Below are 23,704 nucleotides of genomic sequence, written 5' to 3'. Positions count from 1 at the left end.
CAATTAGTGAAGGTTTTTTTTATTAATCAGATTAATGACGTGCGTTTTCAAATATTGAGTCCATTATTTAATCGTGTTCGACTCTATATATTGTGATGATGATCATGATTTTCTTTAACGGGGCTAATTACCGAGAGCACACAGTGTAGCGGCGCAATTCATTGCGCGATTATGCACTATTTCATGGGGCTGATTTCTGACCACGTCAGTACCGCTGTGGCTTACAGCCTGCCGCTGCTGTGCTTTGTCGTGGTGCTGGCCTATGCATTGAGGCAGCGCAGACATTCATAATGCGGTGAGTGGCTTGAGGGGCGATTCTGCGGAATCGCCTTACGAGTGAACGTTAAAGTAATGCGTGCAAATGCCGATAAGCCTTTCAGGCTTTTAAAAGCTGTTTTTGTACTCAATATTCGTATTAATCAGGAGAGCAAGATGGATGTATCACAAATTACATCACTGGCTACCGGCCTTGATAACATGGAACTGGCTAATAAAATAAGCACGTTAGTACTGAAGAAGACGTTAGATAATCAGCAATCGATGGCGAGCGGCATTCTGGATTCGATTCCTCAGTTGCCTGCAAACCCTGCAATTGGGCGCAACATTAATACCACTGCCTGAAGTCAGCATTAACGGTTTTATGGAGTGATGTCGATCTGGTATCACTCCCCAAATGATTAAATAGTGTTGGCATGTTATTAGCGGAAGAAATTACAGGGTGAAGGTGTCGATCACATATCCTGTTCGCGCAGTATTTTGCCGACATTTCCGCCCGGATGGACGTTGAGCAGCCGCTGCTGATCGAAGCCGTTACGCAGCATGATGTTACAGCACAGCGCATCGAACACCGCCAGCACCAGCATGATAGAAGTGGTAGCCAGCATATTGAGCGGGTCGATCTCCCTCTGGATATGCGTTTTCACTACCAGCGTAGCGGCGTCGGCAATCGCTGAGTCCAGGTTTTCCGTCACGCTGATGATAGCAACGCCTTTGGTTTTAAGCGTCGGCAGCAGGCGCGTTAGTTCTTCAGAATTACCGCCTCGTGAAATCAGGATCATCAGGTCGTTGTTGCGCATAAATCCCAGGTCACCGTGGGCTGCATCGGTAGCGTTGAGGTACACTGCCGGCTGCTCGACGCACGCCAGCATATGGGCGATTTTCCGCGCGGCAATTCCCGAGGTGCCAACACCGGTCACAACAATTTTACCGTGACATCCGGTAACCAGCATCAGGAGCTGGTGCCAGGTTTCGGCATCAAGATTACGTTGTAACGCCAGTAATTCCTCGCTATAGGTCTGCCAGGCCTGACATGCCTGAGTAAATTCTTCTTCCGCATTCATTCGGTTTTCCCCTGCATCAGGTCACGATATTTCATGCTGTCGTGATACATCTCGTGGAATACGCGGTATTTACGATCGTAATACTCTTTGATTTTGTTGGTCTGTGGTGTGATGGTTTTACCAATGCGGCTCATTGCAGCCATGGCTTCCGGCAGCGAATCATAGACACCCGCTGCAACGGTGCCCATCATGGCGCTGCCGAGCAACATCGCTTCACTCTCTTCCGGCAACAGCATTGCGCAGCCTGTCGCGTTGGAATGCTCCTGCACAAAAATCGGGTTTTTAGTGCCACCACCACTCGCCATCATGGTATCAATGCAATAACCACTCTGGTTCATGGTTTCAATAATATGACGAGTGCCGAGCGCCAGCGCCTGAATGGTGGCGAGATAATGCAGCGCCATGTCTTCCGGCGTGCGAGACAATTTCAGGCCAGTCAACGTGCCCGTCAGTGTTGGATTGGCACGCGGTGAGCGGTTGCCGTGGAAATAGGGCAACATATGAATGTCTTTGGTCAGGAACGCGATATTTTCTGGCTCACCCGCCATGTTGCGCAAAATACCATTCAGAATTTCATAAATCGTTTTGCCGCTGTCTTTGCCCTGTTTGAGTAAATCCTGATAACACGGGTGTGACTGAATGACATGATCAATTAACGCGCCGGTAGTCGATTGTCCGCCTTCATTCAGCCAGTAATCCGGCAGAATCGCCGAATAATATGGTCCCCAGATCCCACCGATATAGCGCGCGCTACGCGACATCGCCATATGAGCGGTGGACGTCCCGCCAATCAGCGCGATGCGATTATCGAAATCTGCTGATTCGCCGGATACGCCGCTGGCACCCAGAATGCCGAGGCTACCCGCGTGGGCATCAATAATGGAGACGCTGACCGCCGTACCGGCAATCAACCCCATTTCTGCAGCGGCGCGCTGAGTTAATCCATGCCCCAGCGGCTCACCCATGGTTTTTACTTCACTGCCGATTTTTGACGCGTTGTTTTCCAGCAAATCTTCCAGACCGATCTGGCGGAAATAGCTCGAGTCCCAGCGGTCTTCGTGACCGATATACGTCCATTTGCAGACGGTAGAGCACAACGATCGCGTGGTGTCCTGCGTGGCGCGCCAGGTAAGAAAATCAGGCAGGTCGAACAGATGCCCGACGTTGCTCCAGGTCGTCGGCATGTGTTGCTTCAGCCACAGCAGTTTTGGCGTCTGCATTTCTGGTGAGATGATTCCGCCGACAAATTCCAGCACGCGGTGGCCGGTGGCATTGATGCGTTCTGCCTGCGTGATAGCACGGTGATCCATCCATACAATAATGTTCTGCTCGCTTCGCCCGGACGGGCTGACGGTCAGCGGTTTACCTTCTTTATCCAGCACCACCAGCGAACAAGTGGCGTCAAAACCGATGCCTTTCACCTGAATAGGATTGATATCTGCCTGATTAACAGCGTCTTTTACGGCGTTACAGACAGACTGCCAAATCTCATCGGAAGACTGTTCGACGAAATCGGCTTTCGGGCGGTACAACGTGATCTCACGGCTGGCCTGGCCGACCATGCGGCCGGTCATATCGAAGACGCCTGCGCGGGCGCTGCCGGTTCCTACGTCTATTCCAATAAAATATGTCGCCATGTTTTTTCCCTTCGTAAAAATCTTTCGCTTATGATTTTCTGTTTTGCAGAGCGATAAACAGGATCAGAACGCAACCCCACAGCGCCATGGTCAGATAACTGCTGACGCCCATCAGGTTAAGGCCGCTCTCGAGCATTTGCAGGACGATTAACGCCAGTACCAGGCCGATGACCCGGCCAAACCCGCCGTCGGGATTAATTCCGCCGAGTACAGAAGCCAGAATGGTCACCAGCAAATAGGAGTCGCCATAGCCTGCTTTGGCCGAGTTGAATTTGGACATCATCAGCAGTGCCGCGCCCCATCCGAGCAGCGCGGAAAGCACATACACCGCGAGGGTAACTTTGTGGGTGTTAACACCACTGAACCGCGTGGCCTGTTCGTTAGAACCCATCAGATAGAGGCTGCGTCCCAGCGTGGTATGTTCCAGTAACACCCACAACAGCAGCGCCACCAGCAGGAATAACAGCAGCGCAACCGGAATGCCGAGCAGGCTGCCGTTGCTGAGATATTGAATGGCTGCCGGGAAACCGGAAATCACAGCACCATTGGTTAGCAGAATATTCAGCCCGCCAATCAGCGTCATGGTACCGAGGGTCGCCAGAATCGGCGAAACACCGATATAGGCGATCAGTGCGCCATTGAGCGCGCCAATGAGCACGGCGACCACCAGACCCGCGAGCATCGCCAGCGCGAAATATTCTGGCTGGTTCGGGTGCGCGACCAGAATGGCCGCCATCGCCAGCGAACAGGCATTGGCTCCGGCAATGACCGACAGATTGATACCGCCGGTGAGCATGGTGATACCCATCCCCAGCGCCAGCATGCCCAGAATCGGTAATTGAGAGGAGATCGACTGGAAATTGCCGACGCTGTAAAAACTGCCGCCCAGCGTGAACGAGAACAGCACGGCAACGGCGACGATGATCAATAACTGCAAGCGGATGATGCGATCGCCCGGAAAGAAGCGGTTTAAGGTTGTCATGTCACATTCCCTTTGCCAGTTTGCGTTTTTCATTCCACGCGGTGCTGCTGATGCTGACCAGAATGATCACGCCGCTGAAAACCTGATGCCAGTAAGATGAAATGCTCAGCAAGGTCATACCATTTTGCAGGAAGGCCAGCAGCATTACCCCCAGAATGGTGCCGGTCAGCGAGCCACGGCCACCGGTCATGCTGGTGCCGCCTAATACCACCGCCGCCAGCACCGTCAGCTCATAACCCAGCAGGGAATTAGGCGCGACAGACTGGGTGATTTGCGCCTGAACCACGGCCGCTATACCCGCCAGCAATCCCATAAATCCGTATACATAAAAATGCAGTCGCAGGATGTTCAGGCCGAGACGCGACGCAGCGTCTCGGTTGCTGCCCATGGCATAAATCTGGCGCCCCACGCGTGTGCGGTTCATCAACACGCCGGTGGCGATGATCACGCCCAGCAAGCTAAGCAGCGGCAGAGTCAGGCCATAGTCGTAGCCGTCGGCGGCGGTAAAGGAGAACCAATTAATACCGTTCATAAACCAGTCGGGAAACCCGTATAACCAGGTGCCATTGGTGACATACACCAGCAGACCGTAAAACAGGTTTAACGTGGCAATGGTGATAATGATGGCCGGAACGCGTAGCCAGTACACCAGAAAACCGTTGACCAGCCCGAGCAGCAACCCGCTGCCCATCGACAGGGCAAATGCCAGTGGAAAGCTACCGCCGTGATGGATGATGTAACTGGCCATCACGTACTGACCGATTGAGGTGATGGCCGGGAAGGAGATGTCGATGCCCCCGGCAATTAACACCACAAACAGTCCACAGGCCAGAATGGCAAGAATGGCGTAGCTGGTGGCGACGTCAGTCAGGTTACCCAGGGTCATAAATTCACTGGTGCCGACGCTTAAGCCAATCACCAGCAGCAGAATCAGTAATCCCAGCCAGAATTCGTGCTGGGAAAACAGTTTCGACAGAGATTTATTATCCATTAATCACCTCCGCAATCTGCGCTTCGCTGCTTTGGTGCGGCGCGAATTCCGCTACCAGTTCGCCTTTGCGCATCACCAGCACGCGATGACTGTTGTAATAGGCTTCCGGAATTTCATCGCAAATCATCAGCACCGCCATGCCAGATTCCGCCAAATCGCGAGCGATGCGATAAATTCCCTCTTTGTTGGCAATATCTACGCCGACGGTCGGCGAATCGAGGATCAGAATATGGGGTTGTGTTGCTACCCATTTGGCGATGGCGATCCGCTGCGCGTTACCGCCGGAAAGGGTTTTAACGGGTAACTGGCTATCCGAGACTTTGATGTTCAAATCGCGGATCAGGTCTCTCACCACCGCTGCGGCTTTCTGATGGTCCATTAATCCTGCGCTGGTGTGCAGCTTGTCGAAGATGGACACCAGCGTGTTGTCATAAATGGATTGTTCCATGATCAGACCCTGCGTCAGACGGTCTTCTGACACATAAGCAATGCCGTGACGGATGGCGTCGCGGTTACTGTGGAATTGCACCACATTGCCGTTAACGCGAATTTCTCCGCTATCTGGTTGGCTCATGCCGAACAGGCTCAGACAGAGTTCCGTCCGGCCCGAACCGAGCAGGCCAATAATCGAGGTGATTTCACCCTGGCGCAGCGCCAGTGAAATATTCTGATACTGACCTTTGCGGCTTAGTTGGCTGACTTCAAGGAGTGGCGTTACGTTGGCTGGCGCACGATGCGGCAGATGACTGTAGGTAAAACGTTGTCCGGTCATCAGGAACGCCAGTTCATTACTGTCGAGTTCGCTGGCCGGATAGGTGCCAACCAGTTTGCCGTCGCGCATCACGCTGATGCGATCGGCCACTTCCATCACCTCATCAAGACGGTGGCTGACAAACACCACGCAGATACCGGCGGATTTGAGCTCATTCACCACGCGCAACAGACCGTTCACTTCAGTACGAGTCAGCGAAGCGGTCGGTTCATCCATAATCACCAGACTGGCGTCAGCGGCGATAGCGCGGCATATGGCGACTAATTGGCGATCGGCGATCGACAGCTTTTCGACTTTACGATCCGGATCCAGAGAGACGCCGACCCGTTGCATCGCTGCCACCGCTTTTTTGCGCATTGCCTCGCGATGTACCCAAAAATCTCCGCCGGGTAGATAACGGTGAATGGCAATATTTTCGGCTACCGACAGATTGGGAAATAAAGACAAATCCTGATAAATAACCTGAATGCCGTAATACGAAGAGAGCTGGGGCGTCAGAGTATGAAATAGTTTTCCGTCCAGCGTAATGGCCGCGCCTTTTTCCGGCTGATAAACACCAGAAATGACTTTAATGATGGTACTTTTGCCACAGCCATTTTGACCAGCAAGGCAATGCACTTCGCCTTTATTTAACGTCAGGCTGACATTGTCTAATGCTAGTACGCCGGGAAATTTTTTGCTGATTCTTTCAATGCTGATAAAGGCCTCATAAGGGGCAGGGGACGTATTAAGCGTATTCATCACCGATCCTTAAGCATATCCTTTATAATTCCAGTGGGCCTTGGCTGCACATTTTCGACCTAATCAATGGGTTATCTTTACGCATTGGCCGCTTTGCCCTGCTGGAATTATTTAGGGTATAAATTTTCATGTCTGAGTCGAGATCTAAATACGGCACAACATACAACGCCGTATTTATTTCTCTTAGCCTGGTGTGGCGCTGGAGATAATCTGTCTCCGGAAAATACCTGAATTAAAAAGCCTGATCAGAATCCAAGTGATTTCGCATTCTCTGGTGTCACTTCCAGAATTTTATTAAAGCGAATGACTTTTTTATCCATATCTACGTCAGCTTTTCCCAGCCCTTCGATAGTCAGATCTTTGGTGACTTCTTTACCCTGCAATAGCTGATCAGCAACCGTTACTAAGGCATAGCCGGCATCTTTCGGATCCCACAGCAGCGCTTTCTTAATATCACCGCGCATTAAATACGGAGCAGCTTGAGCGGGCATAGCGATACCAACAACGGCGATTTTATTTTTAGCGCGTTTCTGTTGAACCGCCTGACCCGCACCAATCGGGCCGAGCGAACCGAAACCGATAATCCCTTTCAGGTCGGGATAGGTCTTCATTAAATCCAATGTGGTGGAGTACGACTTATCAATATTTTCCGCCACCGGCAGGCGAGACGTTACTTCATGCATATCCGGGTACTTTTCTTTCTGATATTTGATCGCAGCATCCGCCCACGCGTTATGCAGCGGCACAGTCAGGGATCCGACATAAATGGCGTACCCTCCTTTGCTACCCATATCTTTTGCCAGTTCGTCCATATTGGCTTCAGCATATTTCTGGCTGTCGATGGTTTCGATATCCCATTGACCAATTTGCTGGTCCGGCGATTCATGGGTTAATACCACGATGCCCTGGTCACGCGCTTTCTTTAATACCGGCTCCAATACTTTGGCATCGTTTGGTACCACGATGATGGCGTCGACTTTTTTAGCAATCAAATCTTCAATCACTTTGACCTGCTGGGCCGGGTCTGGAGTGGAGCCGCCGACTTGATAAGCGTTGACATCCAGTTTTTGCGCGGCTTCTTTCACGCCGACTTCCATGCGGGTAAACCATGGAATGCCGGTGACTTTGGCGACCACGGCAATGTCGTAAGGCTTAGCGGCGAAAGAGGGTGTTGTGAATAACATGCATGCTGAAACCACACATGGACTGACTAATGCGAGGTTAAATTTCATTGCGATACCTTTCTTATGATGTTTTGCAGTAGGGAGCGGACGGTTGGTATTCAATTCATACTCAGAGATTAACTGAAGGAGACACCGGTTTTCGCATGATTGTGATCAAAATGTGAACAATGCCCAGTTTTGTTAAATTTAAAGATTACTTGTGTTAATAAAAAGTAAATAAACACCCCTCCCTTTCCCGGCATCCCTAATTTCAGAGGTGATGGGGTGTTTCTATTAACAATTTATTTCCAATAAAGTAACAAAAGAGAAATATTTGACCGCGTCGTATCTTTCTTGCAGCGAAGAAGGCGGTGCCAAAAATTTTATTTGCACGGAATGTGAACAGCAGCGCATTCCTGGCGATTTTAAGATTCCGAAAACGACGTTTCCCGACCGCCGTCATTTTCATCCTCACCGGATATGAGCCTTGTCACAAAATACGTATGACGTTTTTAGCCCTCAAAAAGTAACGCTAAGAAGTGAGGGGCTGTTAAAGGCCCGTTGCAGCTTGTTAATGAATTTGCTAACGCAGATTAATGCAGTAAACGCATCAACTCATGAGTTTATTGCGCTTATATAGTTTGTTTTGCTCATCCAGTCTGCAGAAGCAGGCGCTGTAAAAGCGCTAATGACAAACTGGAGATAAACATGCATTCCTCTAACCTACCCATGACGGCCCGAACCCGATGCAGTGCGATACTGCGGGTGACTTCTGGCAACTTTCTGGAACAATTCGATTTTTTCCTTTTCGGGTTTTATGCCACTTATATCGCCCATACTTTCTTTCCGGCCAGCAGTGAATTTGCTTCGCTGATGATGACCTTTGCGGTCTTTGGCGCAGGGTTTTTAATGCGTCCGGTCGGCGCGATTGTGCTGGGCGCGTATATTGATAAAGTCGGCAGACGTAAAGGGCTCATTGTTACCTTGTCGATCATGGCGGCGGGGACCTTCCTGATTGTTCTCATTCCGTCTTATCAAACGATTGGGCTCTGGGCACCCTTTTTAGTGCTGTGTGGTCGCTTATTGCAAGGCTTCTCAGCGGGCGCAGAGTTAGGCGGCGTATCCGTCTATCTGGCAGAAATTGCCACGCCCGGCCGTAAAGGTTTTTACACCAGCTGGCAATCTGGCAGCCAGCAAGTGGCCATTATGGTGGCAGCGGCCATGGGCTTCGCACTGAATGCGGCCATGGAAGAAAGCACCCTTCGCGAGTGGGGATGGCGTTTGCCTTTCCTGTTCGGCTGCCTGATTGTTCCGTTCATTTTTGTTCTGCGCCGTAAACTGGAGGAGACCGAAGCGTTCACTGCTCGCCGCAACCACCTGGCGATGCGTGACGTATTTAAAACACTGTTAGCAAACTGGCAGGTGGTTATCGCCGGAATGTTGATGGTCGCCATGACCACCACCGCGTTTTATCTGATCACCGTATATGCCCCTACCTTTGGTAAAAAAGTGCTGATGCTGAGCGCTTCTGACAGCCTGCTGGTGACTCTGCTGGTTGCGGTATCAAACTTCTTCTGGCTACCGGTTGGGGGAGCCCTGTCAGACCGCTATGGCCGTAAGCCTGTATTGGTGACCATGGCGATGTTAGCGCTGATGACTGCTTATCCGGCACTTAACCTGCTTGCTGAAGCACCCAGCTTTTCCATGATGCTGACAGTGCTGTTGTGGCTCTCCTTCCTTTACGGTCTGTATAACGGCGCCATGATCCCGGCATTGACAGAGATTATGCCGGTAGAAGTGCGAGTTGCAGGCTTCTCTCTGGCCTACAGTCTGGCTACGGCTATTTTTGGCGGATTTACGCCAGTCATTTCAACTGCACTGATTGAGTACACCGGCGATAAAGCTTCACCCGGCTACTGGATGAGCTTTGCTGCGATTTGTGCATTACTGGCCACCCTCTATTTATACCGTCGCAGCGCGTTATCACTTCAAACCGCTGGTTAGTTCAGGAATAACATCATGCAAAAAATACATCGTTCACTTCTCATTACGCTGTTAGTGAGTTCCGTTAGTTTTTCAGCGGCGGCCAAAGATGTCACCGTTATGATTTCGGGCGGATTTAAAGCGGCGCTGGAAAAACTGGCCCCACAATTTGAAGCAAAAAGCGGCGACAAGATCATTTTGATCTCTGGCCCCTCGATGGGGAGAACGCCTCAGGCGATTCCAGCGCGCCTGGCGCGCGGGGAGAAGGCGGATGTGGTGATTATGGTCGGTGATGCGCTGAAAAACCTGGAGAAGGATAACTGGCTTCAGCTGGGTTCGCGCGTTGAGCTAGCCGACTCTTCAATTGGTATGGTCGTTAAAGAAGGTGAGCCTAAACTAAATATTAAAACGGATGCAGATCTGCGTAATGCCCTTTTGCAGGCCAAATCTATTGCTTATTCTGACAGTGCCAGCGGCCGCTATGTCAGCAGCCAACTGTTTAAAAAACTGGGAATAGAAGACAAGGTAAAAACAAAAGCGCATAGGGTAGAGCGCATTCCGGTGGCATCCGAAGTGGCTAAAGGCACTTATGCCGTCGGTTTCCAACAAGTGAGTGAATTGCTACCTGTGCCGGGCGTCACCTTTGTGGGTGAACTGCCTGAAGATGTGCAATACGTTACCCGTTTTGCCGGTGCGGTGACCGCCAAAGCAACAAACGGGCAGGAGGGCAAAGCGTTACTGAACTTCCTCTCTTCGGCTGAGGCGCAAGATACTGTGCGCGCTACCGGATTGCGATCGGTGACGGCTGAACTGCCAGTTAAACAACACGATACTGTTCAGTGATCAACCTCTCTAACTCAGCTGCAATGTAGGATTGCATACGGCCACTGCGTCTGATCAGGCCAACCGTACGCTTTACCACCGGCTCAGTGAGTGAAAGGTGTGTGAGTACTGAATGCTCTGACATCGGCATTGACATAGCGGGTACGGCAGCCATGCCGATACCCGCTTCAACCATACCTAGCATGGTGGTCACATGACGGGTTTCGCAGATACTGGGGCGCTCAGGAACGATGTGATCCAGCATCTTATCAAGTAGATGGCGGTTACCGGAGGTCTTATCCAGCTCAATGTAATCCTGCTGATAAAACTCTCGCCAGGTCAGGTTTTTTTTATTGGCTAATGGATGATCCCGCCTGCAGGCCGCCACGTAGACATCGCTCGTCAAGGGTATAAATTCGATAGTGGTTTGCAGATCCCTGGCGAAACAGATGCCGAAGTCTGCCTGACCACTGGCCACTGCTTCAATGACGTTTCCAGCGCTACTATCAATGATTTTCACACGCACTCGTGGATAGCGTGTCTGGAAACGGCGGATAACATCGGGCATAAAATAGTAGGCTGCTGAGGGTACAGTGGCAACGGTGACCAGCCCTATACGATCCTGACTCACCTTATTAATATCTGCTAATACCAGTTCAACATTCGCCAATAGCTGGTCTGAGCGTTCAGCAAAGGTCCGTCCATACAGTGTCAACGTGACACGCCGGGTCGTTCTGTCGAACAACTTGATCCCTAACGCGGATTCCAGCTTTTCAATCCTACGACTCAATGCTGACTGAGAAAGGCAGATGGACTCAGCGGCAAGCCGAAAATTACTGTATTCAACCAGCGCACGGAAGGCATAAAGATCGTTAAGGTCAAAGTTTACAGGCATAGCAGCAGACAGTCCTTTGGAGCCAGCGGGTGTTCAAAGGGGCAATGATAGCCACATTATTGATTACGGTAACCACGTCTTACCTACAAATGTTATTACTTTTCATATTGGCAAATAATTTTGTCATGGAATGGTCATTATTTCCCCACCAGCATTTCTGGCAGCGTGCTGCGTTGTCGGAACCACGCGGCAAAAAAGCCGACGATAATGCAAAACTCGGCAATATCTCCGCCGTAATACATCCACTGCGCAGCCTGCTGAATTTCTCCAGCGCTGGCTAAGGTTCCACGTGGATATCCGAAGCCGTACATCAACTTCGCAAGAATAGCGTGAGCGGCCGTAGCAAAAAAAATTGCCGCCAGACGCACAGTTCTTGATGGACGGTGAGGCGCGGGATCGGGCCCGGCAACAGACCAGGTAAACAGGTAGCCGGAGAGGACAAAATGCAGATGAAGGAAAATAAACAGGGCAGGAATGGCCATGCTCAACGCATATAACGGAGTGAGATAAAGAAGATACATCCCGCCAATATCCAGCGAAGCAGCGGTAAATGGATGGATTAAAAAGCGTATCGGGCGGGTGCGGAGAATAGTCATCATAGCGCGCGCCCACCGTGCGGTTAGAGTGCGTAATATCAGTGAGCCGGGCGCCCCAAATACCAATCCGAGAGGTCCAAACATACCAAGTAACAGATGCTGCAACATATGACCGCGTAAGTCATGATGCGCCCAGTTAGCCAAAGGCGGCAGCATGGATGCCACGATCATGACGGTGCCGGCGGTGAAGCTGGCCATGCGCCAGGCGCTCCAGTGGGCAACCCGGCATAAACGGACAGCGGCGATCAAATAAAAAAAGAGGATGACAGCAGGAGCTATGACCAAAAGAATAAATAGCGCGACTGAATGAGGCATCGCCGCAGGATGCATCATGGGATCCACGGATCAAACTTCCGTTTTAGCGGATAGAGCAGACCGCGCGTGACGATAAATCAGCAAGCCTGCCACCAATAACAGCACAGCAGACAGATTCCAGATAAGGTCATAAAGCAGCACGTTATCAACATAGCGGATCTGATGCAGCCTGAGCAGCTTGTGATCAACAATCCCATCAAACAGTTGAAAAGCCCCCAAACCCATAATGAATCCTGCCCATGCTGCCGTGCGGTTGAGTTTTCCACGGCTTCGCAGGTCCGCAAACATGAAAAAACCAAGCACGAAAAGAATCAGCTCGCCTGCGTGCAATAATCCATCTGAAAGCAGGCTAAACGCGGGTGTGCCCCAGTCAAAGAAGTGATGCCAGGCCAGAATCTGATGAAATACCACTTCATCAATTGCCGCCATCATACCGATACCCAGTGGAAGGGTGGCTATGAATGAACGTTTCAGATCGGATTGAGGACTGGAATTCAAAGTTGGCACTACGCTCTCCGGGTAAAAGTTAAATTTCACTTAAGAAGCGTAGATGATAATTCCCGCAGCCCGGTCGGTTTACGCCAGCGTTATGTCGGGCAGGGCGCACGACATGACCAAAAGCGGTTTTCCAGAGATTTCGCTGAGATTGTGATGATAGCAATCAGGCCTTGAAGCGATGAGAAATTGTGACCAAAATATCCACTGGTCACTCATCGTTTACATCAGCTCACCGAGCAAAGTTGAAATATGACAGAGAAAAAAACTACCGCCGCCACGCGTGGGCCTTCCGATCACACCATCCGCGATCAGATTGTGGCTGCCGCCATGGAGTACTTTAGCCATTACGGCTTTGAGAAAACCACCGTATCCGATCTCGCGCGATCAATCGGCTTCTCCAAAGCCTACATTTACAAGTTTTTCGGTTCAAAGCAGGAAATCGGTGAAGTCATCTGCGCCAATTGCCTTACGGATATCACGGAAAGGCTGAACGCTGCGCTGGAGCAGTCACCTTCCGCCACGGAAAAAATAAAGCAGCTGTTTCAGACGCTTGCTGTGGCAGGCTGCGAGCTGTTTTTCCGCGAGCGGCGGCTGTATGACATTGCCGCCGCTTCCTCGCGTGAGCACTGGCCTGCTGCTGTGCAATATGAGGATTCCCTGCGTGAAATCGTGCTCGCCATCCTGCGCGCAGGACGCACTGCCGGGGAATTTGAGCGTAAAACGCCGCTGGATGAAACGGCCGCTGCCGTCTATCTGGTGCTCAGACCTCTTGCCGATCCACTCCAATTGCAATCCTCACTTGATACGGCCGGAGAAGATGCAAGCCAATTGGCTGCATTAGTACTTAGAAGTCTCGCTCCGTAGTTTGTGACCATTGACATAATTGGTCACTAGTCAGAGAATGGCGTCCTCATACTTTCCTTGAGTAAGGTAACCCATGCTCCGGCATCTCCCTTTGTTGTCCGTCGTCTGCCTGCTGCCGGTCATTCTGACTGGCTGCGGCGAACCTCTATCAGCCGCTGACGATCCGCGCTCCCGGCCGCCACTCATCAGGACGGCGACCGTCGAGCCTGCGGCGGGTCAATCTCGCGTTTTTACCGGCATTGTGGCCGCACGTTTTCAGAGCGACCTGGGTTTTCGCGTGTCGGGCAAGGTGCTTGAGCGTCTGGTTGATAAGGGGCAAAGCGTCAAACGCGGCCAGCTGCTGATGAGGCTTGATCCGGCTGATCTCGCGCTGCAGGTCCGCGCTGCGGAGGGTGCGGTAAACGCCGCCCAGGCACGCGCGCGCCAGACCGGCGATGATGAGAAACGCTATCGTGGATTGGTGGGTTCTGGCGCGGTCTCTGCATCCTCTTACAGTCAAATTCGTGCAGCGGCAGATGCAGCGCGTGCCGATCTGAGCGCCGCGCAGGCGCAGGCACGCGTGGCGCTCAACGCCTCGCAATATGCCGTATTAAGTGCTGATGCCGATGGCGTGGTGGTGGATACGTTGGCCGACCCAGGCCAGGTGGTTAGCGCCGGTCAAACGGTTGTGCGCCTCGCCCGCGCTGGTCAGCGTGAGGCGATGGTCAGTCTGCCGGAGACTTTGCGCCCGCAGGTGGGATCGTCGGCCACAGCCATCCTGTATGGCAGTGGGATCGAGAACGATGCCAGGCTGCGCGAGTTGTCAGATTCGGCGGATGCAGCAACCCGCACCTACGAAGCACGCTATGTGCTGAGCGGTGCCGCAGCCGGTGCTCCACTGGGTTCAACCGTAACCCTGCGTATCCCGGAATCTGCGACGACGCCAGAATCCTGGTCAGTACCGCTCAGTGCGGTGTGGGATGCGGGACGCGGTGCTGGCGTCTGGCTGGTGGAAGGCAAACCCGCCAAAGTCACCTGGCGGGCCGTGACGCTGCTCGGCATCAGCGACGACAGTGCGCGCGTGTCGGGTCCGCTTCAGAGCGGGGAACAGGTGGCCGCGCTGGGCGCACACCTGCTGCATGAAGGTGAAGCCGTCCGCATCGGAACGCCTGGGTCGCAAGGAGCCACGCCATGAGCCACAATCGCTTTAACCTCTCGGCGCTGGCGGTGCGTGAACGATCGGTCACGCTGTTCCTGATCATTCTCGTTACGGTTGCCGGCATAGTGGCTTTTCTGGGTCTGGGAAGAGCGGAAGATCCCCCGTTTACCGTCAAGCAACTGACGGTGATCACTGCCTGGCCCGGCGCCACCGCGCAGGAGATGCAGGATCAGGTGGCCGAACCGCTGGAGAAGCGGCTGCAGGAGCTGAAGTGGTATGACCGCACCGAGACCTATACGCGCCCCGGAATGGCATACACCATGCTTTCCCTGCAGGACAGCACGCCGCCTTCTGAAGTGCAGGAGCAGTTTTACCAGGCGCGCAAAAAACTCAATGATGAGGCACGCAATCTGCCAGCAGGTGTGATTGGGCCGATGGTTAACGACGAATTCTCGGATGTGGTTTTTGCCCTCTACGCATTGAAAGCAAAGGGTGAACCGCAACGATTTCTGGCCCGCGATGCCGAAAAAATTCGCCAGCAGCTGCTGCACGTTGCGGGCGTAAAAAAAGTGACCATTACCGGCGAGCAGGCAGAACGTATTTATGTCTCCTTTTCCAGCGATCGCCTCGCTACGCTGGGCATTACACCGGAACAGATATTTAACGCCCTGAACGGGCAAAATGCCCTGTCACCCGCCGGTTCGATACAAACGCGCGGGCCCGAGGTGTTTATCCGCCTCGACGGAGCGCTGGATACGCTCGAAAAAATCCGCAACACGCCGGTCGTCTCCGGTAATCACACGCTACGGCTTGTCGACGTGGCCAAGGTCGAACGTGGCTATGTCGATCCGCCCGATTTTCTCATCCGTAGTGAGGGTGAACCTGCACTGATGTTGAGCGTGGTAATGAGGGAAGGCTGGAACGGTCTTGAGCTGGGTAAAGCGCTGGAACAAGAGGTCCGAAATATAAATAGCGACATGCCGCTGGGCATGACGCTCACCAACGTTTCCGACCAGGCGGTTAACATCAGTTCGGCTGTCGATGAGTTCATGGTGAAGTTCTTCGTGGCTCTGCTGGTGGTGATGGTGGTGTGCTTTGTCAGCATGGGCTGGCGCGTTGGCATCGTGGTTGCTGCCGCGGTTCCGCTGACGCTTGCCGTGGTATTTGTGGTGATGGCCGCCACGGGAAAAAACTTTGACCGCATCACGCTGGGTTCACTTATCCTCGCACTGGGTTTACTGGTTGATGACGCCATCATTGCGATAGAGATGATGGTGGTGAAAATGGAAGAGGGCTATGACCGCATCAAAGCATCGGCCTACGCCTGGAGCCATACAGCCGCGCCGATGCTGGCCGGCACGCTGGTAACCGCGATCGGCTTCATGCCCAACGGCTTTGCGCAGTCCACCGCCGGTGAATACACCAGCAATATGTTCTGGATCGTGGGGATTGCCCTGATTGCCTCGTGGGTGGTGGCAGTATTGTTTACCCCTTATCTGGGCGTGAAGATGCTGCCCGACATCAAGCCGGTAGTCGGTGGCCACGCGGCAATCTATAACACCCGCCATTACAATCGCTTCAGACGACTGCTAACCAAAGTCATCGCGCATAAGTGGTGGGTGGCAGGCGCGGTGATTAGCTGCTTTGTGCTGGCCATCATGGGCATGGGGCTGGTGAAAAAACAGTTCTTCCCAACCTCCGATCGTCCTGAGGTGCTGGTTGAAGTGCAAATGCCTTACGGCACCTCAATAGAGCAGACCAGCCAGACCACGGCGCGAATTGAGCACTGGCTGAAAAAGCAAAAAGAAACCCGCACGGTAACCGCGTATATCGGGCAGGGTGCGCCGCGTTTCTATCTGGCGATGGCCCCGGAATTGCCGGATCCCTCTTTTGCCAAAATCGTGGTGCTGACCAACGGCGAGCACGATCGCGATGCGCTGAAGCAGCGTCTGCGAGAAGCGGCAGCAGATGGGCTCTCGCCTGAAGCGCAGGTGCGCGTCACGCAGCTGGTTTTCGGTCCCTATTCGCCTTATCCGGTTGCTTACCGGGTGATGGGTCCCGATCCAGACGTACTGCGCCAGCTGGCCGCGAAAGTGAAAGTACTGATGCAGGCCAGCCCGATGATGCGCACCGTCAACACCGACTGGGGTTCACGTGTGCCGGTAATGCATTTCAGGCTGGATCAGGATCGGCTGCAGGCGATGGGGCTGACGCCTGCCGGGGCGGCTCGTCAACTGCAGTTCCTGCTAAGCGGGGCATCGATCACGGCGATTCGTGAAGATATCCGATCTGTGGAAGTGGTTGGTCGTGCAGCCGGAGAGGTGCGCCTAGATCCCGCGCGCCTTGACGCTTTGACGCTAGCCGGAGCCGATGGGCAGCGCATTCCACTCTCGCAACTCGGTGAAATCGACATCCGCATGGAAGATCCGCTGCTGCGTCGCCGCGACAGAACGCCAACCATAACGGTGCGCGGCGATATTGCTGACGGATTGCAGCCACCGGATGTCTCAAGCGCGTTGAGCCGGGAACTTCAGCCATTAATCGCGTCACTGCCGCCGGGGTACCGTATTGAACAGGCGGGCTCGATTGAGGAGTCGGGTAAAGCGACTAAAGCGATGCTGCCGCTGTTCCCAATTATGATTGCCCTGACGCTGCTGATCATCATCCTGCAGGTGCGTTCCATGGCAGCGATGGTGATGGTTTTTCTGACCGCGCCGCTCGGGCTGGTTGGCGTTGTGCCCATGCTGCTGCTATTCCAGCAGCCCTTTGGCATCAATGCACTGGTTGGGCTGATCGCGCTGTCAGGGATTCTGATGCGTAATACGCTGATCCTGATCGGACAAATCCATCAGAATGAGCGGGAAGGCCACGAACCTTTCAAAGCTATCGTTGAGGCAACGGTGCAGCGCGCCCGGCCGGTTCTGCTGACAGCGCTAGCGGCGATTCTGGCATTTATTCCACTGACGCACTCCGTGTTCTGGGGCACGCTGGCTTACACGCTGATTGGCGGGACGCTGGGCGGCACCATTATGACGCTGGTGTTTTTACCGGCGATGTATGCCATCTGGTTCCGTGTCAGGTAGGCTAATGCTGAAAAAAATCCCCGCCTGGAGCGGGGAAGGAAGTATGAACAATATGCAAAGACTCTCGCACGCTGTGCGTGCTGTGTGTAACCTTCGTACCAAGTATGAAGCGATAAAAGAGTAGTAGCAGTATTTAACGCCTGCAACTCAGGTCCACAAATAAAAATGAAAAGGCTCGGGGACGAGGCCTTTATCACTTCAATCATCACAGCAATGGTTTGATGAACAGCCCTGAAAACCCTGCCTGGCTTCGTTTATCCTCGTCAGTAAAACCCGAGCGTTACTTATCAACATGGTCTTTTAAAAATGAGAAATCGATTAATAAATGGCATTTATTTGGAATGGCCAAATAAAAATTAGCAATATTCTTGATGATTGAGTTCATAAATAACCGAAGCGGTTTCATTTTTATAAAGATGCAATTTAAATGACTGTAATAGGAGCTAAAATAAAAAAAATATAACCCGTGCATTTTTTTTAATCTCCTATAAATTGACCCAGCGGTACTCTCCGCACGTAACGAATGATGCTTTGCATCGCCTCTGAAAGCGTTAGAGATTTCCACTTTCAGAGGTCATTTTTTTCCTGCCATAAAAGTCCATTCCTTTTTACTTGCCCTGTCTCATATTAAATATTCATCAATTCACGCCAATAAAGCTGTACAACATTGCGATCATTGTATAAGTTTACTCCATGACGATCTGATTAAAATATGAACACGTGAGGTTTCCTTGCAGCAGAACCCGGGTAGATGCCATTCAGTAAATGATATTGCAGCGTTTTTCAGCCGCAACACTCTCTCTTCTCAACACTAAATGTTGAACAGAGAGTGATATGAAAAATCACCATGAACAAAAGTTGAGTGATCTTCTCATCGGCGAGGCGGTAATAGCATTGCTGCACGAAAAGGCCGGCATCTCGCGACGTGCGCTCCTCTCGAAGCTTGAATGCATGCTGAAAGCCGAAAAGGATGAAGAACGCGCGCGCGCAATACTTCTCGCTATGCAGGATGTGAAGAAAGAAATCGCCGAGAGTGAATCCCTTAAAGTTGGAGACCGGGAGCACATGGCAAATTTTGATATAGATAAATTCGGTAATGACGACTCAACCCGACATTAACGCCGGCTAAGGGCTTAAGTGCGTGGGAGAGAGACAAAAATGCGCAACTCAGTAAGGATATTTTATGCAGCAGAATACTATCGAGTCAGACCTGCAGAGTTATTTACACAGCACCGGTGACCAATATGCAGAGGAAAAAGAAGTCATTGGTATCATCGTAAAGTCATTGATCGCAGAGAGAGGAAGAGTGACGAACAAGGCCATCATTATGAGTCTGATAGCGGAGCTGGAGAGTGCGACAGATATCGAGCAACTCGATGTGCTGCGCAACTGCCTTGAAATCGTTGTAGGCCGTACGCCTAATGATGAAGACTAAAGAAACCAATCTATTCTATACGCCTACCAGCGGGGAGAGTTGTGTTAATTCCCCCGCTTTTCTGACCGCTACATCCATATTAAAACACTGATCCTCATTTCCCTGAGACTTTACTCACCAGTAGAAAAATGCCCAACGCTCTTCTTCACCCGGAGTAAAGCCCACCACCATTTTTAACGCGTTGAGTAACGCGTCAAGTTGCAGCGGGTCAGTGGTGTTTTCAATTTCCGAGATGAAGTACAAAATAATGGCGCTATTGGAGACACTCTTACCCTGACTCTCTAGCGTCTGTATGGCGGAGTCAATCAGTGTCTTCTCCGCAGAAAGGTTGTCACCTGCGTTTTGGAGATAGTCAGTAATGTCTATTTCGCGGGACGTTTGCTGTGCGCTTTGTTGCATTTTCTCTCCTTGTGATCAGATATTTCTGCGGCAACGTTTGAAAGATGTTTACGCTATTGCGTTGGGTGTTGGCTAAACAAACCCATGCTTGCTGGGCTATTTACCCAGTTAAAAGTCATTCAAAACTAAATTTAGCGCATATTTCTGTTATGGCACGCCTTTCATGGATAAAAATCCATTAATGAGCGGTTCAAAGCCTGAATTCCTTCGACGGGATCGTGACTGGCGTATCTCGCCAACAGATAAAAGTTAGCGATCGAACAGCATGCCGATCAATGTCTGATAGTGGCGTTCTTCTTCTTGAGTGGCAGCGACTTCAAGACGTCTTAACAGTTTAGTGCAGATAGCCTTACGATTAAGGTTCTTGCCTGCCCGAAGGATTTCGACAACAATTTGACCTAGCGTTTCTTGCTGAGTTGGCGCGCTTGCTTTGCTAAAATAGTGTGCAATATCGCTGGCTGTATCGGGAAATTTAGAAACACTCTGACGCATGCGAACCTCGTAAAAGTTGGGATAGTCGATTCTGTCTGAACATAAAGTTAGACAATCTTTTAAAACTTGTACAGGATTAATTTATCTGTACAGATTTTCTTTTTAAGCAAAAGATGCTTATCCTTTTTTTTCATGTAGTTATGTTTGGTTGTGAGATCAGCTATCAGTTCTGGTTGTTGAAGATAAGGGTAAATTTGTACAAAGAGAGAGGAGGCGATTAACTGGAAGAGGGGGGTAATGAAAGGTTCAGGGAATGAAGTCTGTTTAACTCACTTACTTATCGACATAATGCGGAGCGCCCTGAGGCGCATCCTTAACCTGAATCAACGTTAGTCACCCATTAACGATCATTGTTGATAGGGCGTAAATGTCTGGATGCTGAAAGCCAACGTAGCTCTTCGCGGTTTCGTGGGGAGGTTTCGACAAAGGCTTTTAGCCAGCGTCTGGCGTCGGCTATCTGAGCAAGTCTATTGTCGCTGGCATCGCCTTCGGCCATGGTGCCCAACTCAATGATGAGGGATTGAATGTTGATTTCCTTCTGATTCACAGCAAGATTAATCACTGCCTCGCCAATAATGATATGGCCTTGTTCTTCGTCATGAAATAACACTGCGTTTCCTCCAATATTTTCGATTACCGTAAGAATAGTGTAGTAACAAACGTCCTTAAGGTCTTTAAGATTGTTTAGAGATTTCGGTTTATCAAATTATGCATGTTAATGTTGCTGCTCAACTTGCTGATAATTATCTTAAATTATGCCAGATGTAAACGCATTGTTTGATGATAAAGAAAAGTCTCAAATTTCGAGGGAAAATAATGAAATCGTTTTCAAGACAAAACTTGCCTCAATTAATGAAGATTTTGATACGTAATTTGGGAATGGGAAATGAATATTGCCAAATGACAGATGGGGATTAATTAAGGAAGGGGAGAGTGTCGTCCCTGACATTTTCTCCAGCCGGTACACGTTAAACGCGACCGTTGAGGTCATCTTCGTCGTCGTCTTCCGGCCAGAGCCGGACTACGTCCTTAGGCGTCAGTTCGTTTCGTCGTTCAAGCCTGCAAGCGTTTGCAGGTATGGCACGTTATGGACAGCGCGATCGGGCTCTTCAAAACTCTTCAACCATTTCGTGGCTTCAGAAATATCAGACAACCTTGCCTTGCTGCCGCCTGCATTTGCCATATGTTCCAGTTCGTCAATCAGCGATTGTACGCTAACAACTCTCTGTCCCAAGGCAATACTCAGTGCCGCTTCGCCAATAATGACGTAGCCTTTCCCGTCGTGTTGAAAAGACATTAACCATCCTCCATTTTCACGTTTATGACAACCTCGACTTAAACTGTAGGCGCTATGACGGATTTAGCTAAAGGTTAATTCCTAAAAGTCATGAAATCTTAGATTTATATATTTTCTAAGTGACTATTCACTGCCGTTATTAGGTGCTAATGCAGGGTGATATTATTTACAATTTTGCATGAAAGAGGTTTAATGTTAAAGGTGTTAAGCGCTTCTCAATGATGGATATTAACTCGGTGAAATAATGGGAAGGCACTACAAAAAGGGCTGATATATTTAATTCTAAAGTAATCCATGAACAGCTGTATAAATATGAAAGCGCAAGGATGCAATAAAACCCTTTGCAGGTAACGATATTGGTTTCGTTACATTTACGGAAAGCCAGCTTATTACGCGGAAGTTGGCGGACACCAGCTGCCTATTATGCACCGCGCTGTTATATCTGGAGCCCCACCCAGCCATAGCGTATCCACAAGACGTGCGTCTTAACAACTTTCAAGGATTACACCGATGTACAGTTGGCCCGAGTAGCAACTGATAACCATAGACGGATGTGTTGAGGGCACAGCCAGAGTGATGAGTTTCCACTAACAGGTCTAATGGAATGCGGCAGAAAAGTGTCCGCGGAACTGTTGCCTAAAGGGCATTCAGCAGTTTGAAGATCTCATTTACAACCTGCATGGCTGCGTGTTCGATCATCCCTTCATTACGACATAAAACCCAGCCGTGTTCTGCAACGGCTCGCTCGAACGACTGAGTACAAGCGACATGATCTTCCAGCTTATGCATCACCGTACTACTTAACCCGCGCGTTCTGGCCGCAGCCCTTGCCCATGAAATTTCAGGCGCAGTAACAACCCCGACATGCAGGTCCGGCGCTTGCACGTTTCGATCAATGTTTAACTGTAAAATCTCAGCAAAGGGAACCATCCGGCGAAACGCGGCATCTGACGGGTACCAGCGATCCATCAAAATGATGCTGTCCGGTGGCTGTTTAGTCAGCACATGTTGGGAAATCCATGCACGGCTATCAGCAAAGCGCGCACAAACTTCCCACTCTAAATCCATGGAGGGATTTCTGGCCAGCCTGTTCACCATAGCCATTGTTTCTCTCCTGAAGGGATCGCTTTTTTTCTCGCAAAGCCGGATTACCTTGATGTTATCAGCCCTGAGTTCTTTCGTGATGGCTTCCAACAGCGTGGTTTTACCCACCCCTTTGGGCCCGTCCAGAGATACAAACAGCGGACGGCTCATAGTCGAAATGACGGGTGATGTAGCGTTTGTGTGAAATTCAAATCGGGCAAAAGCATCTTATTTCCTTCTTATTAACCGGTGTCCACTTTCTACGTCCGGTGAAGCTACCAACTCCGCTGGCGAGCATTTTATTCACTACGCAAACCTTAGTCACACCAAATTTCAGGCAATAAAAAACCCGCACGAGGCGGGTTTTTTTATTATCAGCGGTGCTTATCTGCTCAGACTATTGTCTTCATCGCTATTGTAAGCGTTGCTGATAATGAGCGCGGCTTACAGCGGAGTAACGTTACCCGCTGCTGGGCCTTTGGCGCCATTTTCAATGGTGAAGGAAACTTGCTGACCTTCATCAAGAGTTTTGTAGTTGTCGCTCTGGATGGCAGAGAAATGGACGAAAACATCCTTGCTGCCATCGTTAGGAGTGATAAAGCCAAAACCTTTATCAGAGTTAAACCATTTTACTAAACCAGTCATTTTGTTAGACATAGATAATTCCTTAATTGATGAGCCACTTGTAGCGGCGAAAATTGGCCTGAAGTGAAAGATTTACTTATTGGGCACTTAGGAGGAGGCTCTCGAAGAAGGATATCTAGGGATAACACTTGAACTGAGGACTGCTTTACTAAAACTGCTTCATAAGGTCTGTGTTCCAAACCGATGACGCATTAAGACATAGCGATAATAATTTAGCAACGAATATGTTTATTTATTTTAACCATTTAAAGACCTGGACGGCTGAACGGCCGGTTACGCTTCATCTTTGGCTGCGCTTTGCCGCGCCGGTCATCGCCGCATGGTTTGTTGTCTGCGTTGTGATGCTACTGATTGGCGTGGCGATTATCTGGGGACCGTTCTGTTAAAAAACTAAGGAGCCCACATTGGGCTTCTCGATCTCTTTTGACATGTTTAAAAAAACGCATTTTATCGACATATCTCTTTGGCGTGTTTTGGTTGAAAGCTCGATAACAGCTAATCCAGGTCATTTCCTATAGCAATAACAAGCAACT

General features: G+C 50.7%; 24 protein-coding genes. 9 read left to right on the top strand and 15 right to left on the bottom strand.

What is annotated here, in order from left to right; genetic code table 11:
- The first annotated feature begins 432 nt into the window (after nucleotides 1–432).
- Entirely contained in the window at nucleotides 433–621 is a 189-nt protein-coding gene (locus ACYAC5_RS23310; RefSeq protein WP_110867097.1) for a YjfB family protein, read from the top strand.
- 110 nt (nucleotides 622–731) lie between these two features.
- Here the strand turns inward: ACYAC5_RS23310 and ACYAC5_RS23305 are convergent, their stop codons facing one another.
- From ACYAC5_RS23305 to ACYAC5_RS23280, 6 genes are all read right to left on the bottom strand, one after another.
- Nucleotides 732–1,340 (bottom strand): SIS domain-containing protein, encoded by a 609-nt coding sequence (locus tag ACYAC5_RS23305; RefSeq protein WP_110867098.1) that lies wholly within the window; start codon nucleotides 1,338–1,340, stop codon nucleotides 732–734.
- The gene (locus ACYAC5_RS23300) at nucleotides 1,337–2,977 is read right to left on the bottom strand and encodes an FGGY-family carbohydrate kinase (protein WP_192414593.1); all 1,641 of its coding nucleotides are present in this window, start codon (nucleotides 2,975–2,977) and stop codon (nucleotides 1,337–1,339) included. Before ACYAC5_RS23300 ends, ACYAC5_RS23305 begins: the two co-directional genes overlap by 4 nt.
- A 28-nt stretch (nucleotides 2,978–3,005) precedes the next feature.
- Nucleotides 3,006–3,959, bottom strand: coding sequence for an ABC transporter permease (locus ACYAC5_RS23295; protein WP_462063196.1), 954 nt, complete (start codon nucleotides 3,957–3,959; stop codon nucleotides 3,006–3,008).
- A gap of 1 nt (nucleotide 3,960) precedes the next feature.
- Entirely contained in the window at nucleotides 3,961–4,950 is a 990-nt protein-coding gene (locus ACYAC5_RS23290) for an ABC transporter permease (RefSeq protein ID WP_101761228.1), read from the bottom strand.
- Nucleotides 4,943–6,463 (bottom strand): sugar ABC transporter ATP-binding protein, encoded by a 1,521-nt coding sequence (locus tag ACYAC5_RS23285; protein WP_462063195.1) that lies wholly within the window; start codon nucleotides 6,461–6,463, stop codon nucleotides 4,943–4,945. Before ACYAC5_RS23285 ends, ACYAC5_RS23290 begins: the two co-directional genes overlap by 8 nt.
- Nucleotides 6,464–6,708: 245 nt before the next feature.
- On the bottom strand, nucleotides 6,709–7,695 hold the full coding sequence (locus ACYAC5_RS23280) for a substrate-binding domain-containing protein (protein WP_462063193.1): 987 nt from the start codon (nucleotides 7,693–7,695) through the stop codon (nucleotides 6,709–6,711).
- 639 nt (nucleotides 7,696–8,334) lie between these two features.
- On the opposite strand from ACYAC5_RS23280, the gene tcuC reads away from it, so the two are divergent.
- Together tcuC and ACYAC5_RS23270 are read left to right on the top strand one after the other, a co-directional pair.
- Entirely contained in the window at nucleotides 8,335–9,630 is a 1,296-nt protein-coding gene (tcuC, locus tag ACYAC5_RS23275) for an MFS transporter (RefSeq protein ID WP_192235286.1), read from the top strand.
- A gap of 15 nt (nucleotides 9,631–9,645) precedes the next feature.
- Nucleotides 9,646–10,452, top strand: a complete 807-nt coding sequence (locus ACYAC5_RS23270; protein ID WP_462063192.1) for a substrate-binding domain-containing protein — start codon at nucleotides 9,646–9,648, stop codon at nucleotides 10,450–10,452.
- Here ACYAC5_RS23270 and psrA read toward each other — a convergent pair.
- From psrA to ACYAC5_RS23255, 3 genes are all read right to left on the bottom strand, one after another.
- Nucleotides 10,427–11,326: an L-proline-binding transcription factor PsrA gene (gene psrA / locus ACYAC5_RS23265; protein WP_462063191.1), complete on the bottom strand. Its 900-nt coding sequence runs from the start codon at nucleotides 11,324–11,326 to the stop codon at nucleotides 10,427–10,429. The two genes, ACYAC5_RS23270 and psrA, sit on opposite strands and share 26 nt — an antisense overlap.
- A 137-nt stretch (nucleotides 11,327–11,463) precedes the next feature.
- Nucleotides 11,464–12,255, bottom strand: a complete 792-nt coding sequence (locus ACYAC5_RS23260; RefSeq protein ID WP_462063189.1) for a cytochrome c oxidase assembly protein — start codon at nucleotides 12,253–12,255, stop codon at nucleotides 11,464–11,466.
- Nucleotides 12,256–12,267: 12 nt separating this feature from the next.
- Entirely contained in the window at nucleotides 12,268–12,744 is a 477-nt protein-coding gene (locus tag ACYAC5_RS23255; RefSeq protein WP_462063187.1) for a DUF2243 domain-containing protein, read from the bottom strand.
- 240 nt (nucleotides 12,745–12,984) lie between these two features.
- Here ACYAC5_RS23255 and ACYAC5_RS23250 point away from each other — a divergent pair, with 240 nt between their 5' ends.
- The 5 genes from ACYAC5_RS23250 to ACYAC5_RS23230 all read left to right on the top strand — a co-directional run bounded on the left by ACYAC5_RS23250 (nucleotide 12,985) and on the right by ACYAC5_RS23230 (nucleotide 19,255).
- A complete protein-coding gene (locus ACYAC5_RS23250; RefSeq protein WP_101761235.1) occupies nucleotides 12,985–13,599 on the top strand; it encodes a TetR/AcrR family transcriptional regulator in 615 nt (204 codons plus the stop codon).
- Nucleotides 13,600–13,672: 73 nt separating this feature from the next.
- Entirely contained in the window at nucleotides 13,673–14,773 is a 1,101-nt protein-coding gene (locus ACYAC5_RS23245) for an efflux RND transporter periplasmic adaptor subunit (protein ID WP_462063185.1), read from the top strand.
- Entirely contained in the window at nucleotides 14,770–17,820 is a 3,051-nt protein-coding gene (locus ACYAC5_RS23240) for an efflux RND transporter permease subunit (RefSeq protein ID WP_462063184.1), read from the top strand. The genes ACYAC5_RS23245 and ACYAC5_RS23240 overlap by 4 nt, the downstream gene beginning before the upstream one ends.
- Before the next feature lie 834 nt (nucleotides 17,821–18,654).
- Nucleotides 18,655–18,939, top strand: a complete 285-nt coding sequence (locus ACYAC5_RS23235) for a hypothetical protein (protein WP_280172981.1) — start codon at nucleotides 18,655–18,657, stop codon at nucleotides 18,937–18,939.
- A gap of 64 nt (nucleotides 18,940–19,003) precedes the next feature.
- A complete protein-coding gene (locus ACYAC5_RS23230) occupies nucleotides 19,004–19,255 on the top strand; it encodes a biofilm development regulator YmgB/AriR family protein (protein WP_137387092.1) in 252 nt (83 codons plus the stop codon).
- 114 nt (nucleotides 19,256–19,369) lie between these two features.
- On the opposite strand, the gene ACYAC5_RS23225 is transcribed toward ACYAC5_RS23230, so the two are convergent.
- From ACYAC5_RS23225 to cspE, 6 genes are all read right to left on the bottom strand, one after another.
- A complete protein-coding gene (locus ACYAC5_RS23225; RefSeq protein WP_101761240.1) occupies nucleotides 19,370–19,654 on the bottom strand; it encodes a biofilm development regulator YmgB/AriR family protein in 285 nt (94 codons plus the stop codon).
- A gap of 249 nt (nucleotides 19,655–19,903) precedes the next feature.
- A complete protein-coding gene (gene ycgZ / locus ACYAC5_RS23220) occupies nucleotides 19,904–20,146 on the bottom strand; it encodes a regulatory protein YcgZ (protein WP_101761241.1) in 243 nt (80 codons plus the stop codon).
- A 340-nt stretch (nucleotides 20,147–20,486) separates the two neighbouring features.
- Nucleotides 20,487–20,756 (bottom strand): hypothetical protein, encoded by a 270-nt coding sequence (locus ACYAC5_RS23215; protein ID WP_312463213.1) that lies wholly within the window; start codon nucleotides 20,754–20,756, stop codon nucleotides 20,487–20,489.
- 426 nt (nucleotides 20,757–21,182) lie between these two features.
- Nucleotides 21,183–21,443, bottom strand: a complete 261-nt coding sequence (locus ACYAC5_RS23210) for a hypothetical protein (protein ID WP_192235272.1) — start codon at nucleotides 21,441–21,443, stop codon at nucleotides 21,183–21,185.
- Between the two features lie 636 nt (nucleotides 21,444–22,079).
- Entirely contained in the window at nucleotides 22,080–22,697 is a 618-nt protein-coding gene (locus ACYAC5_RS23205; protein WP_312463211.1) for a dTMP kinase, read from the bottom strand.
- A gap of 273 nt (nucleotides 22,698–22,970) precedes the next feature.
- Nucleotides 22,971–23,183 carry a transcription antiterminator/RNA stability regulator CspE gene (gene cspE / locus ACYAC5_RS23200; RefSeq protein ID WP_007885867.1) on the bottom strand — a complete coding sequence of 71 codons (213 nt, stop codon included), beginning with the start codon at nucleotides 23,181–23,183 and terminating at the stop codon, nucleotides 22,971–22,973.
- Nucleotides 23,184–23,395: 212 nt separating this feature from the next.
- Here cspE and ACYAC5_RS23195 point away from each other — a divergent pair, with 212 nt between their 5' ends.
- On the top strand, nucleotides 23,396–23,557 hold the full coding sequence (locus tag ACYAC5_RS23195) for a hypothetical protein (protein ID WP_462063183.1): 162 nt from the start codon (nucleotides 23,396–23,398) through the stop codon (nucleotides 23,555–23,557).
- Nucleotides 23,558–23,704 lie beyond the last annotated feature (147 nt).

This window comes from Pantoea sp. y20 (assembly GCF_054903455.1).
Note: the sequence above shows the minus strand (reverse complement) of the source record. Positions and strands in the feature narration are given on the sequence as shown.